Genomic DNA, 14,882 nt, shown 5'->3' with positions numbered 1-14,882 from the left:
GGGCGATGACGGCAGCCGGCCGGGGCGGCTGCCGCAGACCGAGAGCCACCTCGGCGCGCCAGCGGGCGTCCGGCGGCAGTTCGGCCCGCAACCGAGCTTGCTCGGCCGCCTCCCGGGCCTCAGCGGCGCGCACGGCCTCGCCGTCCAGGCCCGCGACCATGCCGACGAAACCGGTCGCCCAGGGGTCGCGCTCCGGGGGCGAGGCCGGGTCGTGCCGGGGCTCCGGCCGGTCGGCGATCCGGCCTGCATCATGGGCGGTCATGGTGTCCTCCGATCGTGTGGTTTCCGCCCCGTTCGGGGTCGGTTGTGCCCGAGGTTGTGACCGCGGGCCAGTGGTGGGCGGGTGACAAGGGCGGACGCCCCGAGCAGTCCTGACTCAGACTCAGGTGAGGGGTCGAGCGGCGGTGTCGTCCTCGCCCTCGGCTGGTCGGTGAGTGGTGCCGTCGGGCCGGCGTCCGTGCCGGGCCGACCGGATCGGCGACCGGCCGTCGAGCGCCACTCGGCCGACGTCCTGGCCGACACCGCGGGTCGCCCGCCGGAGTGCGGGCCGCTGGCCAAACGCGCGCGCGTGAACTCGGATGCGATCTCGCCGGAGGGGTCGGCCGCGCGGAGCGCGGCCACCTCTGGCCGGGCACCTTCGCTACCGACCACCATGCGCGCTACTGCGCTACTCAGTCCTACGGCCTGAGTAGCGCGAGTAGCACTGCTCGCCCCGCTACTAAGTAGCGCTACCGTAGCGAGTAGCATTGACCACTCAATGACAGTTTGACTAGGTGATTCACTCCCAGATCGCCGAGTAGCAGGCAAGCGACGACAGGCCCGTTCAGCGCTACTCGGGCAGGGCGTCACCCGAGTAGCACCCGGAGACACCAAACCGGCGGTCAGCACGTCACTCGCCCCCGCCCTGAGCGTTCAGTCTGCGCCACTCTTTGAGGGCCGCCATCGCCCGATTGCCGCCCCACTTCATGCGAGCGATCACGTCGCGCTGAGAGGTGGGCGGCGGGTCGAGCAGCGTCAGCATCAGCACGTCCGCGGCCAGGTCCTTGTCGCCCTGCGTCTCCTGCTCGACCCGGACCTCATCCACCGTCTTGCCGCGCCCGAACGTCACCGTCAGTTCGTCGGACAACACAACCGAGACCGACCCGTCCGATTCCTCGACCCGACTCGCGATCGGATGGGTGAACCGCACGAACGAAGCAACCTCGCCCTTTGCCCGCGCGCCGTGACGATCCTTGGCAACCACCAGCTTGGTGCAGCCGTTCTGACCCCTGCTGAAAGGCTCGACAACCTGCGCCACGTACTGAGCACCGGTCACCGCTGCCCGTTTTCTCTGCGATCCGATCGGCCACAAACCACCGTCCGGCGCCTTCGTCATGTGGTCCAGCAACACCACGCAGCCGCCGGCCTCGGCCAGCGGTCGCGCCACAGCGGCGAACCACAGCGCCGTCTCGTTGTCGTCGTTCTGCTTCGCACCGGCGAGGCTCATAGCCTCGCCGGTGCTGTCGAGCACCACCAGCGGGCTATTCATCGCACGCACGACCTCGGCCAGGGCGAGGACGGCCGCTCGACTGTGACTCACTGGCTTGCAGTAGTGGAAGTGCTCGCGGAGCATCGGCACGTCCGCTCCCAGCATCATCAGGCGCGCCACCGCACGTTCGGGGCTGTCCTCAAAATCCAGATACAGAAACGGGTGGTCTGCCTCCATCCGGCGCAGTCCGACGGTCAACGCCAGCCAACTCTTGCCCGAGCCACTCTCACCCGCGACGCCGTTCACGCACCGCTCATAGAACAACCCGGCATCGCTACCGTCCACCGTGCCGACCGTCGGCAGGGGCATCACCAGCTCGCCCGCCTCGGCGGCGTCCAGGATGGCCGACAGGTCCATCCGGCCCCAACCTGCATCGGTTTCCGGCCCGTCCGACCTCACCTCGGCCAGCGTCGGGGCGGGCTCAGCGGCCGCCGGCGCCCTGGCCGCCGCTTCGTCGTCGGCGGCCATTTCCCCGGCCGTCGGCTCGTCGGTGAGGTCCACCACCAGAATGCCGGCCGGGTCGAGCCAGGCCCGGCCGGTCGGGACGTCTGCCGGAGCAGGAAGCGGCCCCTTGCGACGCGCGGCACGTACTTGCGAATCCCACTTCGCCCGGACGTCCCGGCCGGTCCAGTGCTGGTCAGTTGGCGCGGCACCCAGGAACACCCGGCGCACTTGGTCCAGCGAGAAGCCGGACCAGTCGGCTAGGGCCAGCCGAGCGAGCTTGAGCGCCGCGTCAGCGGTCAGCTTCTCCCAGCCACGGCCGCGCTCGTCGCGGTGACCGGCAGGCCAGTCACTCGCCGCCACTAGGTCGCCCTGCACGCCATCAACGACGCCTCGCGAGTAAGCCGACGCCCGGTCCGCGCTCGGCCCCGAGAACGTCTCGCCCGTGGGCGTCAGCGCGCCAGCAGCGACCGCCAGAAGTTCGGGGACGGGTGCGGGGCTCTCAGGCGTTTCGCGAGCTGTCAGCCGGTCCAGCAGTGCCGCGGGCCACAGCATCGGCACGCTCCACGCCCCCCGCAGGCCATCCGGGCAACTGGTGACCGAGCGATAGACCGCAGGGCCGCCCGGGTGCTCACCGGCCGTCAGAATCGTGCCGTTCGGCCCGGTCACGTCCTGGTATCGACCGCCGGCCGGGTGCCGGCAGTTGGGTAGGACGACGTAGCCGCCAACCGCCTTTAGGTCGAGTCCCGGCCAAGGCTTGCCGGTGGGCACCTCGCGATCCGTGACGCCGTAGCGATGCCACCCGCGATGCGTCGCGGCCCTCATCGTGGACGCCCCCCAACTCTCGGCGCCAGCCTCGGCCATCGCAGCCTGTAGCCACTGCTCGGCGTCGTGGCTGTCGGTATCGGCGACCACCAGGCGCAGCCCGTCCCGGTTCGGCTCGCCGAGCACTACGCCCCAGCTCGGCGCCGGCCCGGGGCGCCCATCACATCCGAATCGCTCGGCCAGGGACTCCGCGCACGCCAGTACCTCCGCCGCCGTCTGGCACCAGATGCCGCGGTGCCGCTCCCCACCCGCGCCGATGGGAACCCGGGTATCCGACCACAGTGGAATGACCGGCCAGCCGCAGGCAGCCACCGAGGCCGCGACCATCAGCGGGTCGGAGTACTTGCCCGGATCGAGCCGCAGCGCGGCCGACGGCGCTACGCTCGCCATGTCCTCCGCCGCCGTCCCGTTCGTCTCGGGGCGGCGGCCTTGCGTTGCAGTCACGCGTTTGTGTCCTCTCAATGCGCAGGGCCGAGCCCCGCGGTTGCGGTGGCCCGGCCCTACTGCCAGCGGCGCTGTTGTTCAGTTGTGGGTCGGGCGGACGCCCTCGGCGCGAGCGCAGGCGAGGCGCCACCCGACCAGCTCAGTTGGTCGGTGCTACCTCGGGCCGCTCCTCCATCGCTTTCAGCTTGTAGATCGCCCGCCGAGCCCGGTCGCGCAACCCCCGCCGGTCCGCTGCTGACAAGTCGTCCGCCAGCATCGCGAGCATGATGCTGAACGCCTCTCGCATCGCGTCTCGCAGCGTCCAACCACGGTCGGGCACGTCGTCGGTATCGTTCACTTGCAGTCCTTTCCTTGTGACGCCGCCCGCCTACCGGGCGGCGTTGCTTGTGTTCTGCCTAGTCCTGGCCAGCGATGAACGCGGCCAACGCGGACGCCGGGACGCGTACCAGCCGTCCGACGCGGACCGACCGCAGCCGACCGGACGCGACCAACTGATAGACCGCGTCGTCGGAACAACGCAGCTTCTGGGCCACTTCAGGCACCCGCAGCACGTCAGTGGCGGTGTGCTTCGCCTCCGTTGTCATCCGTTCTCTCCTCCTCCGGGCTGTCCCCTGTGCTGCCATCCTGGCCTCTTGTGTGTGCACTATTCAAGGCGGTAATATGCGCACATGATGCCTCCGATTCAGACGAGTTGGTCCGTGGTGCCGTGGCAGCGCTACGACGCCGACGAACCTCGGCCCGAACCCACGACTGTCACCACCGCCGATGGACAGCGCTTGGAGGTCCGGGAGCCTCCCGACCCCGCGTGGCGTGCTGCACACACCCGGCACGGCGTGGAGATCTACGATCACGATCGCCGCGTCACCTATCGGGCGACCGTTGACCCCCGGACTCGCGAACTGGATCACCTAGAAGTGATTGCCGGTGACCACATCGACGACAACATGCTCAGGCGCGTGCCGGTCGATCGAATCCGGCGCGTGGCTCGGGCCGAGGCGACCCAGCATCTTCACGGTTCTCTGACCTTCACGCTTCCCGGCGGCCTGAGTGATCCGACTCAGCCCGGGCAGGTGCCGACCGACGAAGAAGTAGCCGAGCTGCTGCGCCAAGGTTTCGAGCGTGCTGACCTCGCACGTCTCTACCAGCGCAACGTTCGAACCGTGGACCGCTGGATTCGAAACGCGCGCCTAGCGTTCCCCGATGTCCCCCAGGCCACCCGTGGCCGCAAACCCAACGAAAGGAAGAAACCATGACAAGCACTACCCGAGGCGGCAGCCGGATCGCGCTGCCGCCGAACGCGCTCAAGGTGTGCGCGTCCTGCCGCGTCGGGCGCGGCAACGTGCGGACGGGCTGGACGCCGATCACCGCAGGCGGTGAGGTCGTCGGCTACACATGCCCGGCCTGCCCGACCCACAGCGAGCCGATCCGGCGCGAGGCCTCCGGGCGCTTCGTGGCGGTCGTCGGCATCCGGACACCCGAGGGCCAGCGGCGGCAGCTCAAACGGCGTTTCGATCGTCTCGACGCCGCCAGGCAGTGGGTCGCCGAGGTCCGCACGGCAGGCAAGGCGCCCGGCTACGCCGACCCGAGCCTGTGGACGGTCCAGCAGCTCGCCGACCGCTGGCTCAACCGACGAGACACCGAGGTGGGAACACCCGGCGGCATCCGGCGAAACACGCACAGCGGCTACCGGTCGGCCATGTCGTCGTTGCTCGGCATCCTCGGCGACCGGGTGGCCCGCGAGGTCACCGCGGACGACATAGAGGCCGCGCTGCTCACCCTGGCGACCGTGGGCGGCAAGCGCGGGCACCCCCTCGCTCACCGCTCGATCGTGTACGCGCTCACCGGCGTGCGCCAGGTCTTCGCCTACGCGCTCCGGTCCGGTTGGGTGCTGGCCGACCCGGCGGCGATCGCGAAGGCGCCGCGCAAGGTCACGACCGCCGACACCGAGCCGGACGACCCGACCAACACCCGGAGCGCCAAGCGCTGGACGCCGGCCCAACTCGTGACGTTCAGGACGTACGTGGACGCCCGACCGCTGGACGCCGAGCCCTGGCTCAGGGTCGGCGCCCGGTTGACGTTGTGCGGGTTGCGGAGGTCCGAGGTGTTGGGCGTGGACTGGACGAACGTCGATCACAGGACCGGCCGCGTCCGTGTGGTCGCTTCGCGGACCAAGGACGGCGTGAGCAACACAACGACGATCACCGGCACCAAGACGGACAACTCTCGGCGGACCGTAACCGCCGAGGTGATCCACCCGGGGACTGCCGCCGCGTTGCGCGAACTGTGGTTGGCCCAGGGCCGGCCGTCCGAGGGTCTTGTGATCCGCGACAGCCTCGGCGAGCCGGTCCAGCCGGACGCCTACAGCCGGCGGTTCAAGACCCTGTGCGCAGGCGCAGGCGTGCCGCACCTGGCGCGGATTCACAACGTCCGGCACTCGCTCGCCACTGCCCTACAGGACGCCGGCGTGCCCGATCACCAGGCGGCGGCGCTACTCGGCCACGATGTGGACACCTATCGACGGTTCTATCTGGTGACCGACGACGACGCCGCGGCCGACGCAGCCGAGGTCGCCGGGCGCTTGTTCGCCGTGTGAGTGAGGCTCGGCGCCGGTTGTGACCAGGGTTGTGACCAGCGAGGAAAGAAGGCCGGTCCCCGACCGTAACGGGGACCGGCCTTCGGCCTGGTCGGGCCGGCATCGCTGGCGCCCTCAGCTCCCCGGGTAGGAGTCGAACCTACTTCGCTAATCCTGATTCAAAGTCAGGCGGGCCCTGCCGGAAGACCAACCGGGGATCGATGCCACACTCTACGTCGCCCGCGCGTACCACCGCATCTCGCCGGGATTGGCGCGCTGACCCGAGGGGCGCCAGACTGGGCGGATGCCATCCTCGTCAGCTGCAGCCGGACGCGCTCGCCGCGTGCGTGTGCGGATGACGCGGGCGGAGCGCCGCGAGCAACTGATCGAGGTCGCCCGCGGGCTGTTCGCCGAGCGCGGCGTCGAAGGCACCTCTGTCGAGGAGATCGCCGCCCACGCCGAGGTCAGCAAGCCAGTGGTGTACGAGCACTTCGGCGGCAAGGAGGGGCTCTACGCGGTGGTCGTCGATCGCGAGGTGCGAGCCCTGCACACCGCGATCCGCTCCGCGCTGACCACGCCGCGAGCCGGGGCCCGGCGGCTGATCGAACTCGGCACGCTGGCCCTACTCGACTACATCGATGCTTGTCCGGACGGCTTCCTGATCATCTCGCGCGGGTCGTCCGCGACCTCGCCGGAGGGTTCGTTCGCGACGATCCTCTCCGATGTCGCCGGCCGCGCCGAGGACCTGTTGGCAGGCGAGTTCTCCAAGACCCAGCTCGATCCGGCACTGGCGCCGATGTATGCGCAGATGCTGGTCGGCCTGGTCGCCCTGACCGGTCAGTGGTGGCTGGACAACCGCGACAGCGGCCTGTCCAAGGACGTGGTCGCGGCGCACGTGGTCAACCTGGCCTGGAACGGGATGCGCCATCTGCAGCCCGAGCCACGGCTCGATCGCCCCCACCGGGCTGAGAGCGCCGCTACCGAAGCCGGCGAATAGAACCCTCACCAGAGACCGGAGACCCAGGAAGCCGGCCCGAGGGCAACCCTCACTGAATCGGCACGGGCCGAGGCAGCTTGCCAGCCTTGGCCCGGTCCAGCACATGGTTCCGGAACAGTTCCGCAGCCGGCAGGCGTCGCCGGTGTTCGTTCCAGGACAGACCAACGATGCGTTCGGCGTCCGGATCGGCCAGTTCGAGATAGTGCACCCGCGGTGAGGACGGCTCGATCGCCCCGGCGTCCCAGCGGGCCGGAATGATGGCCACCCCGAGTCCGGACGCCACATAGCCGCGCAGCGTGGGCAGATCGTCGGCCACCAGTGCCACCTCGACCTCGATGCCCGCGTGCGCACACAGTCGATCGAGCTGGGCGCGCAGCAGCGACGAGTTCCGCAGTGTGATGAACGGGTCGTCGGCGACCTCGGCGATCTGCACCCGACGCCGACCCGAAAAGCGGTGGTCCCTCGGCAGCAGCAGCCGGATCGGCTCACGGAGCAGCGGGTGCCAGGTCACACCGTCCTCGGCGACGTGCAGCGTCGACAACTCGAGGTCGACGGCGCTGCGGGCGCCGACGGCCGTGACCTGTTCATCGGACTTGGACCGCAGGTCGAAGCGCACCTGGGGGTAGCGCTGTCGGAAGCTGCCGATCAGATCGGGCACCAGCCAGGTACCCAGCGAAGCCTGGAACGCGACGCTGACTGTTCCGGTCTCGGGGCTGACCAGCTGCTGCACGGCGGCGATGCCGTCGTCGAGCCGGTGGAGTGCCGCGCCGACATGCCGATGGAACGCAGCACCAGCGGGAGTCAGCGAGAGCAGCCGCCCCGACCGTTGGAACAGCGCCGCACCCACCTCGACTTCGAGCCGGTCGAGTGCTCGCGAGATGCCCGGCTGAGAGCGCATCTCCAGCTCGGCCACTTCGGTCACGGTCGCACCGTCGGCCACCATCTCGAACCAGCGCAGCGCCTCAGTATCCATCTCACCCTCCACCGCGAGGATATATGCGCATCACGCATGGATCTCATGACATCAGTTCATTGGACGCATCGAACGGAGTGGCGAAGACTTGTTGTCGTACCAAGCACGAGTTCACAAATGAAGGAGAACATCATGAGCTTCAGCAAGATCGCCGCCGGTTTCGGCCCCGCCATCCGTCGCGGTTCCGTCGCTTTGCTGGCCTTCCCGGTCGCGGGCGTCGTCACCCCGTCGTACAGCGCCGTGCAGGTGGCCGCCGAGGCCTTCCTGGATCACCCGGCGAGCAAGTAAGCCCTACCCGCCGACCCGGCGGGTCCACCAGGAACGTCAGGTGGTGATCAGCCGGGCGCCCGGCACCGGGCCGGTGACCCGGCGCACCGCCCGGCACATACCCTCGCTGGAGAGCCGCACCGACAGGTCGACGGCGGCCGCCTCGTTGGCGGCGAGGAAGGCACAGGTCGGCCCCGCACCCGACACGATCGCACCTAGCGCCCCGGCCTCGCGTCCGAACTCCAGCACCCGCACCAGTTCGGGCCGCAGCGACTGTGCGGCCGGTGCCAGGTCGTTGACCAGGACGGCGCCCAGCGCTCCCGCGTCGCCGGAGACCAGCGCGTTCATCACCTCTTTGGGCATCGCGAGCTCGTCCGGGGCGTCGGGATTGAGTTCGTCGAAACGTCCGAACACGGCCGGTGTGGACAGTTCTTCGGCGCTCAGCGCCAGCACCCAGTGGTAGCTGCCGCGGCTCAGCACCGGCACCAGTTCGTCGCCGCGTCCGGTCCCCAGCGCGGTACCACCCATTAGCTGGAACGGCACGTCGGCGCCCAGCCGGGCGCCGAACTCACGCAACTCGTCGGGCGAGATGTCCAGATCCCACAGCACCGAACAGGCCAGCAGCGCACCGGCGGCGTTGGCCGACCCGCCCGCCATACCGCCCGCGACCGGAATGGTCTTGCGGATCACCAGCTCGGCACCGAAACGATGCGGACCGTATTCGTCGGCCAGCAGCTTGGCGGCCCTCACGGCCAGATTGCTTCCGTCGGTCGGCACCAGTCCCGCCTGATCGCCGACGACCGTCACCGGGAAGCGTCCCGGCTCCACCCAGCGGACGGCCACCTCATCGAAGAGCGACACCGACTGGAACACCGTCGACAAGGGGTGATACCCGCTCGGACGCACGGCACCGACCCGGAGAGCCAGGTTGATCTTTCCGGAGACCCGGACCCGGACCCAATCGGCCTCGGGGGCTAGGGGCGTCGCCACGTCCGCAAAGCTAGCCGATGCTCAGCCCGTTGGCATCCGCGACCACAGCCAGCCGGGCGAAGTCACCGACATCGAGCACCTCTCCCCTGGCCTGCGGGTCGATGCCGGACGCGACCAGCGCTTCGGCGGCCGCCGCCGATGATCCGAAAACGCCTGCCAGCGCCGAACGCAACATCTTGCGACGCTGCGCGAACGCGGCATCGACGAGGGCGAACACCTGCTCGCGGCGGGCAGTGGTGACCGGTGGGTCACGACGCTCCAGCCGCACCAAACCGGAATCGACGTTGGGCACCGGCCAGAACACCGCCGGGGGCACCGACCCGACCCGGCGCGCCGCGCAGTACCAGGCCAGCTTCACCGACGGCACCCCGTACACCTTCGACCCGGACGGCGCGACCAGCCGGTCGGCCACCTCGGCCTGCACCATCACCAGCCCGTGCCGGATCGTCGGGAACTTGGCCAGCACATGCAGCAGCACCGGCACGCTCACGTTGTAGGGCAGATTGGCCACCACCGCGGTGGGCTGGGGATCGTCCAACCGGTCGACGCGCAGGGCGTCCGCCTCGACGACGTTGAGCAGCTGCTCGCCTCCGGGCAGCCGCTCGGCGACGGTGGCGGGCAGCCGGCGGGCGAGCCGGTCGTCGATCTCGACGGCATGGACCCAGGAGACGACCTCCAGCAGGCCGAGGGTGAGCGAGCCGAGACCCGGCCCGATCTCGAGCACCACCTCGTCGGTGCCGAGTTGAGCGGCCGCAACGATCCGCCGGACCGTGTTGGCGTCATGGACGAAGTTCTGGCCGCGCTGTTTGGTCGGCCGCAGATCGAGCTCGGCGGCCAGTTCCCGGATCCGGCGGGGATCGAGCAGACCCCCGCTCATCGCTCTCCCCAGCCCGCCGGTCGAGCGTCGTGAGACCGCTGGTTGAGCTTGTCGAAACCAGTCGCCAGCGGGCGCAGACTCAGGTCTCGACAAGCTCGACCAACGAGGGTCCACACTTCCTCAGCCATTTCGTCCCCAATCGCCGAACAGTGCCGACGCGTTCGCGTCCAGCAATCCGCAGAACTCGGCCGGGTCCGCGCCGCGGCGCTCAGCCAGGAAGCGCACGGTGTGCGGCAGCAGATAGGACGCGTTCGGCTTGCCCCGCAGCGGCACCGGGGTCAGGTAGGGCGCGTCGGTCTCGACCAGCAGCCGGTCGTCCGGGGTGAGGTCGAACGCCTCGCGAAGCGCGTGGTTCGGCTTGAAGGTCACCGTGCCGGGGAAGGACAGCCAGGCACCCCGATCGAGGCATTGCCGGGCGAAGGCGGCGTCACCGGAGAAGCAGTGCATCATGAACCGCTCCGGGACGCCCTCGGCGTCGAGCACATCGAGGACGTCGGCGTGCGCGTCACGGTCGTGGATGACGATTGCCAGATCGTGCTCGCGTGCCCAGGCCAGATGCGCCGCGAACGACTCACGCTGGCGGTGTTTCCCCTCGCCATCGGTGGTTCGAAAGTAGTCCAGGCCGGTCTCGCCGACCCCTCGGACGCGGTCGCTGGCACCGACCAGCGCGGCCAGGGCGTCCAGGTCCGCACCGAGCCGTGCACCGGCGCGGGCCGCGTCGTTGGGGTGCAGCGCGACGCAGGCGATCACCCCGGGATGTTCCTCGGCGATCTCGATGGCGGCACGCGAGCTGGCCACGTCGCAGCCCACCTCGACCAGCCGGTTCACCCCGACGGCAGCCGCTTGCCGCACCGCATCGGCGATGGCCAACCCGGAATACTCGCTGGTGCTCAGCAGATGCGTGTGGGCGTCCGTGGTGGACGCCGGCAGCGGCTCGGGCGCCGCGGGCAGTTCGCGACTCATCGTCCGGCCGGTCCTTTCGGGTCGCGGGGTTGGGCCTTGTCACCGGAGCGGTCCTTCAAAGCGGCGTCGTACAACTCACGCCGGGAGACACCGTGGGCGGCGGCAGCCTCGGCGACCGCTTCGGAGAGGCGTCGTCCCGACTCGGTTGCGAGCCGCACGCTGGCCAACGCCTCCGGCAGGCTGCCACCCGAAGTACCGGCGCCCTCGATTACCACGGTGATCTCGCCACGCACCTCGCCCTGCGCCCAGGCGGCCAGCTCGGCCAGGCCACCGCGCAGCACCTCTTCGTGGGTCTTGGTCAGCTCTCGGCAGACCACCGCGCGCCGCTCGGCGCCGAACGCCTCGACCGCGTCGGCGAGGAAGGCGTCCAGCCGGTGCGGCGCCTCGAAGAACACCATGGTGCGCTGCTCGGCGGCCAGCCCGGCGAGCCGGGCGCGACGTTCACCGCGCTTGCGGGGCAGGAAGCCCTCGAAGCAGAACCGGTCGGTGGGTAAGCCGGAGACTGCCAACGCGGTCAGCACCGCCGACGGCCCCGGCACCGCGGTCACCGTCACTCCGGCGGCGGCAGCGGCCGCGACCAGCCGGTAGCCCGGGTCGGAGACCGCCGGCATCCCGGCGTCGGACACCACCACCACGCGGCGTCCGTCCAGCAGTTGGGCGACCAGGCCGTCCACCCGGGCCGCCTCGTTGCCGTCGAAGAACGACACCACCGACGCCTCGGGCGCCACCCCGAGCCGGCGGCACAGGTCACGGAATTTGCGAGTGTCCTCGGCGGCGATCACATCGGCCTCGGCCAGTGCGGCCAGCAACGCCGGCGCCGCGCCGGCGGCGTTCCCGATCGGGGTGCCGGCCAGCACCAGCACACCCGGTTCGCTCATGAGTCCTACCCTTCCACATCACAGCCATGGGACGTTGCCCGCAATCTCTGGTGTCCCGGCCACCAGCCTTCGCCGATGGCCGGGACACTAGGATGGCGCGGTGACCGAAGCCGCACCCACGTCCCTGGCGAGCAGCACGCCCGCGCCCGCGACCGAGGTGCCCGGCGACGCCACGAGCCGGTGGACTCCGCCGGTCGTCCGCGCCGGAAGCCGCTGGCAGCCGCCGAACTCGCGTGACGATCTGACCACCGTCGAGCGGCTGCGCGACGGCACCATGCGCGACTCCGCCGCCGGCTGGGTGGTCACCCTGTCGATCACCCTGCTGGCGTTCCTGATCCGCATCCAGAACCTGGGCTACCCGAAGAACCTGGTCTTCGACGAGACCTACTACGCCAAGGACGCCTGGACGCTGCTGCACTTCGGCTACGAACGCAACTGGCCCGACAACGCCAACGACGCGATCGTGGCGGGCAACGTCACCGGCTGGTCCGACAGTGCCGAGTTCGTCGTCCACCCACCGCTGGGCAAATGGCTGATCGCGCTCGGCGAGCAGTGGTTCGGGATGAACGCGTTCGGCTGGCGGTTCATGGCCTGCGTGTTCGGCTCGCTGCTGGTCTTCGCCACTATCAGGCTGGCCCGTCGACTCTCCCGCTCGACGCTGATCGGTGGCATCGCCGGCATTCTGCTCACCCTGGACGGGCTGGCCTTCGTGATGAGCCGGACCGCGCTGCTGGACATCTTCCAGGCTGTGTTCCTGGTGGCTGCGGTGGCCTGCTGCGTCGCCGACCGGGACTGGTACCGGCACCGGCTGGCCGATCTGCTGGACCGCTCCGGACGGCCCGACTTCGGCGGCAGCTTCGGCCCGATCGTCTGGTTGCGGCCCTGGCGGCTGGCCGCCGGGCTGATGTTCGGCGCGGCGCTGGGCTGCAAATGGAACTCGGTCTTCGTGCTCGCCGTGTTCGGCATTCTCGGCGTGCTCTGGGACGTCGGCGCGCGCCGGCTGGCCGGTGCCGATTGGCGCTCGTGGCTGGCGGTGCTGGTGGACGGCATTCCGGCCTTCATCCGAATGGTCGTGGTCGCAGTGGCGGTCTACCTGTCCACCTGGACGGGCTGGCTGATGACCACCGGCGGCTACGACCGGAACTGGGGCCAGGACAATCCCGACCACCCCTGGGTGGCCGCGTTCGGCGAACGATTCGCCTCGCTGCTGTGGTACCACAAGGAGATTTACGAATTCCACACCGGCGACTACATCAACCAGGCCACCCATCCCTACGACGCGCACCCGGCCGGCTGGCTGGCGATGCTGCGGCCCACCGGCTTCGACGCGGTCAACGACATCGCCCCCGGGACGGACGGCTGCGTCGGCCCCGAGAACTGCATCCGGGTGATCTCGGCGATGGGCACCCCAGTGTTGTGGTGGATGGCAGCGATCGCCCTGGTGGTCTGCGTGGTGTGGTGGATCGGCGGACGCGACTGGCGCTTCGGCGTCCCGGTGCTGGCGGCCCTGGCGACCTACCTGCCCTGGTTCAACTACACCGACCGGCCCCAGTTCTTCTTCTACGCGATCACCATCATCCCGTTCACCGTGACCGGGTTGGCGATGGTGATGGGGTTGATCCTCGGCCCGGCGAACAGTCCCGGACGGCGACGCGGCGCGATCATCGTCGGCGTCGCGGTCGCCCTGGTCGCCGCCAACTTCGCCTGGATCTATCCGGTGCTCACCGATCAGCTGCTGCCCTATTCACAGTGGCTGGCCCGGATGTGGCTGCGCTCCTGGATCTAGCCGGGCACTGCTGATTGAGCTTGTCGAAATCGAGGTCTCGACAAGCTCGACCAACGGGGCCCTAGAACCTCCCCTGGGCCCACACCGCGCCGGAGGGTCCGACGAGTTCCACCGCGACCGGCGGGTCGCCGGTGATCGGCACCAGCCATGACCCGGACGCGGTACCCCGTCCGTACTCGTCGGACAGCGTCCAGCTGCCGCCGTTGCGCCGGCTGCCGTCCGGATTGACCAGCATGCAGTCGTAGCGGACGCCGCTGCGGCCGGCGGTGACGTTGAGCAGCAGGTACGCCTTGCCGTCGCGCCGGGTGAGCCCCACCGACCCCACCTCGACGCCGTCGGCGGTGACCAGTCGGGTGGCGGTCGGCGCCGGCAGGGTGCTGGTGGCCGGTGGCCGGTTCAGCCAGGCGCTGACTCCGAACGAACCTCCGATGCCCAGCAGCAGCCCGGCTAGCACACAGGCCACCATCAGCAGCCGCATCCGTGGCGGACGTCCGGCGGCCGGGGCGTCCGAGCCTGAATCCATGGCCTCCAACACCCGGCCGGAGAAGCCGGCGGGCGGGGCGATCGAGACCGCGGCGGTGAGCGTCTGCTGCAGGCCGTCGGAGAGCTGCGCATATTCGTCGCGGCACACCGAGCAGGCGGCCAGGTGCGCCACCAGCCGCTCCTGCTCATCACCAGTCACATCGGCCAGCGCCAGCGCGACCAGCTGGTCGGGATCGGGATGCCATTCGTTCATGTCTCGGCCTCCATCGCCTGTCGCATGCGCAGCAGTCCGGTGCGGATCCTGGTCTTGGCGGTGCCCAGCGGAATGCCCTCATGTTCGGCCACCTCGTTCGCCGTGCGTCCGCCGATCACGGCCAGCACCACCGCTCGGGCCTGTTCGGCGGGCAGCCGTCCGAGCCGCTCGACCGCGGCCAGGGCCTCTACCCGGCCGCCCGCGCCGTCCGGAACCGCACCCTTCAACGTGGTCGCCAACAGCAACTCCAACTCCCCCGATTCCACCGGTGTGGACCGCCTGGCGCGGATCGCGTCGATGGCCACATTGCGAGCGATGGTCAACAGCCAGGTGAGCACCGATCCGCGCCGCCGGTCGTAGCTGGCCGCCGCCCGCCATGCCCGCAGGAACGCCTCCTGGGCGACGTCCTCGGCCAGCACCCGGTCGCGGGTGATCGACAGCGCCAGGCCGAAGACCGGTCCCTGGAAGCGGCGGACGAAGGCAGTCGCGGACGGCTCGTCGTTCAGCGCCAGGCCGGCCACCAGCGCGGCGTCGGACGCCCGGTCGGACAGCGAGAACAGACCCACATCAATCGATACGGACGAACCCGGCCGAAAGATTGCGCC

At 69.9% G+C, this 14,882-nt stretch carries 16 protein-coding genes and 1 tRNA gene; 5 read left to right on the top strand and 12 right to left on the bottom strand.

From position 1 onward, the window contains the following. The 4 genes from QM624_RS07870 to QM624_RS07855 form a co-directional block, all read right to left on the bottom strand. On the bottom strand, positions 1 to 262 hold a 262-nt coding region (locus QM624_RS07870; protein WP_415090509.1), incomplete at its 3' end, for a hypothetical protein. A 627-nt stretch (positions 263 to 889) separates the two neighbouring features. Then, positions 890 to 3,238: a bifunctional DNA primase/polymerase gene (locus tag QM624_RS07865; protein WP_415090507.1), complete on the bottom strand. Its 2,349-nt coding sequence runs from the start codon at positions 3,236 to 3,238 to the stop codon at positions 890 to 892. 139 nt (positions 3,239 to 3,377) lie between these two features. Continuing rightward, on the bottom strand, positions 3,378 to 3,575 hold the full coding sequence (locus QM624_RS07860; RefSeq protein ID WP_415090504.1) for a hypothetical protein: 198 nt from the start codon (positions 3,573 to 3,575) through the stop codon (positions 3,378 to 3,380). A gap of 58 nt (positions 3,576 to 3,633) precedes the next feature. Then, positions 3,634 to 3,822, bottom strand: coding sequence for a helix-turn-helix domain-containing protein (locus QM624_RS07855; protein ID WP_415090501.1), 189 nt, complete (start codon positions 3,820 to 3,822; stop codon positions 3,634 to 3,636). A 249-nt stretch (positions 3,823 to 4,071) separates the two neighbouring features. On the opposite strand from QM624_RS07855, the gene QM624_RS07850 reads away from it, so the two are divergent. Together QM624_RS07850 and QM624_RS07845 are read left to right on the top strand one after the other, a co-directional pair. Further along, on the top strand, positions 4,072 to 4,491 hold the full coding sequence (locus tag QM624_RS07850) for a hypothetical protein (RefSeq protein ID WP_415090499.1): 420 nt from the start codon (positions 4,072 to 4,074) through the stop codon (positions 4,489 to 4,491). Next, positions 4,488 to 5,831, top strand: coding sequence for a tyrosine-type recombinase/integrase (locus QM624_RS07845; protein ID WP_415090497.1), 1,344 nt, complete (start codon positions 4,488 to 4,490; stop codon positions 5,829 to 5,831). The genes QM624_RS07850 and QM624_RS07845 overlap by 4 nt, the downstream gene beginning before the upstream one ends. A gap of 118 nt (positions 5,832 to 5,949) precedes the next feature. Here QM624_RS07845 and QM624_RS07840 read toward each other — a convergent pair. Next, a tRNA-Gln gene (locus tag QM624_RS07840) sits at positions 5,950 to 6,028 on the bottom strand. Between the two features lie 86 nt (positions 6,029 to 6,114). Here QM624_RS07840 and QM624_RS07835 point away from each other — a divergent pair. Beyond that, positions 6,115 to 6,807, top strand: coding sequence for a TetR/AcrR family transcriptional regulator (locus QM624_RS07835; RefSeq protein ID WP_415090495.1), 693 nt, complete (start codon positions 6,115 to 6,117; stop codon positions 6,805 to 6,807). A 49-nt stretch (positions 6,808 to 6,856) separates the two neighbouring features. On the opposite strand, the gene QM624_RS07830 is transcribed toward QM624_RS07835, so the two are convergent. After that, positions 6,857 to 7,780, bottom strand: a complete 924-nt coding sequence (locus tag QM624_RS07830; protein WP_415090493.1) for a LysR family transcriptional regulator — start codon at positions 7,778 to 7,780, stop codon at positions 6,857 to 6,859. Between the two features lie 132 nt (positions 7,781 to 7,912). Here QM624_RS07830 and QM624_RS07825 point away from each other — a divergent pair, with 132 nt between their 5' ends. Then, on the top strand, positions 7,913 to 8,068 hold the full coding sequence (locus tag QM624_RS07825) for a hypothetical protein (RefSeq protein ID WP_415090491.1): 156 nt from the start codon (positions 7,913 to 7,915) through the stop codon (positions 8,066 to 8,068). Positions 8,069 to 8,104: 36 nt separating this feature from the next. Here QM624_RS07825 and QM624_RS07820 read toward each other — a convergent pair whose 3' ends face one another. The 4 genes from QM624_RS07820 to rsmI form a co-directional block, all read right to left on the bottom strand. Further along, on the bottom strand, positions 8,105 to 9,037 hold the full coding sequence (locus tag QM624_RS07820; RefSeq protein WP_415090489.1) for a 4-(cytidine 5'-diphospho)-2-C-methyl-D-erythritol kinase: 933 nt from the start codon (positions 9,035 to 9,037) through the stop codon (positions 8,105 to 8,107). Between the two features lie 10 nt (positions 9,038 to 9,047). Further along, positions 9,048 to 9,914 (bottom strand): 16S rRNA (adenine(1518)-N(6)/adenine(1519)-N(6))-dimethyltransferase RsmA, encoded by an 867-nt coding sequence (gene rsmA, locus QM624_RS07815; RefSeq protein WP_415090487.1) that lies wholly within the window; start codon positions 9,912 to 9,914, stop codon positions 9,048 to 9,050. Positions 9,915 to 10,034: 120 nt separating this feature from the next. Beyond that, entirely contained in the window at positions 10,035 to 10,877 is an 843-nt protein-coding gene (locus QM624_RS07810) for a TatD family hydrolase (RefSeq protein ID WP_415090485.1), read from the bottom strand. Next, positions 10,874 to 11,755 (bottom strand): 16S rRNA (cytidine(1402)-2'-O)-methyltransferase, encoded by an 882-nt coding sequence (gene rsmI, locus QM624_RS07805; RefSeq protein WP_415090483.1) that lies wholly within the window; start codon positions 11,753 to 11,755, stop codon positions 10,874 to 10,876. The genes QM624_RS07810 and rsmI overlap by 4 nt, the downstream gene beginning before the upstream one ends. A 241-nt stretch (positions 11,756 to 11,996) precedes the next feature. Between rsmI and QM624_RS07800 the strand changes: the two genes are divergently transcribed. Continuing rightward, complete coding sequence (locus QM624_RS07800) at positions 11,997 to 13,541, top strand: dolichyl-phosphate-mannose--protein mannosyltransferase (RefSeq protein ID WP_415090511.1); 1,545 nt, start codon at positions 11,997 to 11,999, stop codon at positions 13,539 to 13,541. A gap of 61 nt (positions 13,542 to 13,602) precedes the next feature. Here the strand turns inward: QM624_RS07800 and QM624_RS07795 are convergent, their stop codons facing one another. Together QM624_RS07795 and QM624_RS07790 are read right to left on the bottom strand one after the other, a co-directional pair. Continuing rightward, a complete protein-coding gene (locus QM624_RS07795; protein WP_415090481.1) occupies positions 13,603 to 14,277 on the bottom strand; it encodes a hypothetical protein in 675 nt (224 codons plus the stop codon). Further along, entirely contained in the window at positions 14,274 to 14,843 is a 570-nt protein-coding gene (locus QM624_RS07790; RefSeq protein ID WP_415090479.1) for an RNA polymerase sigma factor, read from the bottom strand. Before QM624_RS07790 ends, QM624_RS07795 begins: the two co-directional genes overlap by 4 nt. Positions 14,844 to 14,882 lie beyond the last annotated feature (39 nt).

Origin of the sequence: Micropruina sp. (assembly GCF_047606365.1) — a bacterium.
Taxonomy (GTDB): domain Bacteria; phylum Actinomycetota; class Actinomycetes; order Propionibacteriales; family Propionibacteriaceae; genus Micropruina.
Note: the sequence above shows the minus strand (reverse complement) of the source record. Positions and strands in the feature narration are given on the sequence as shown.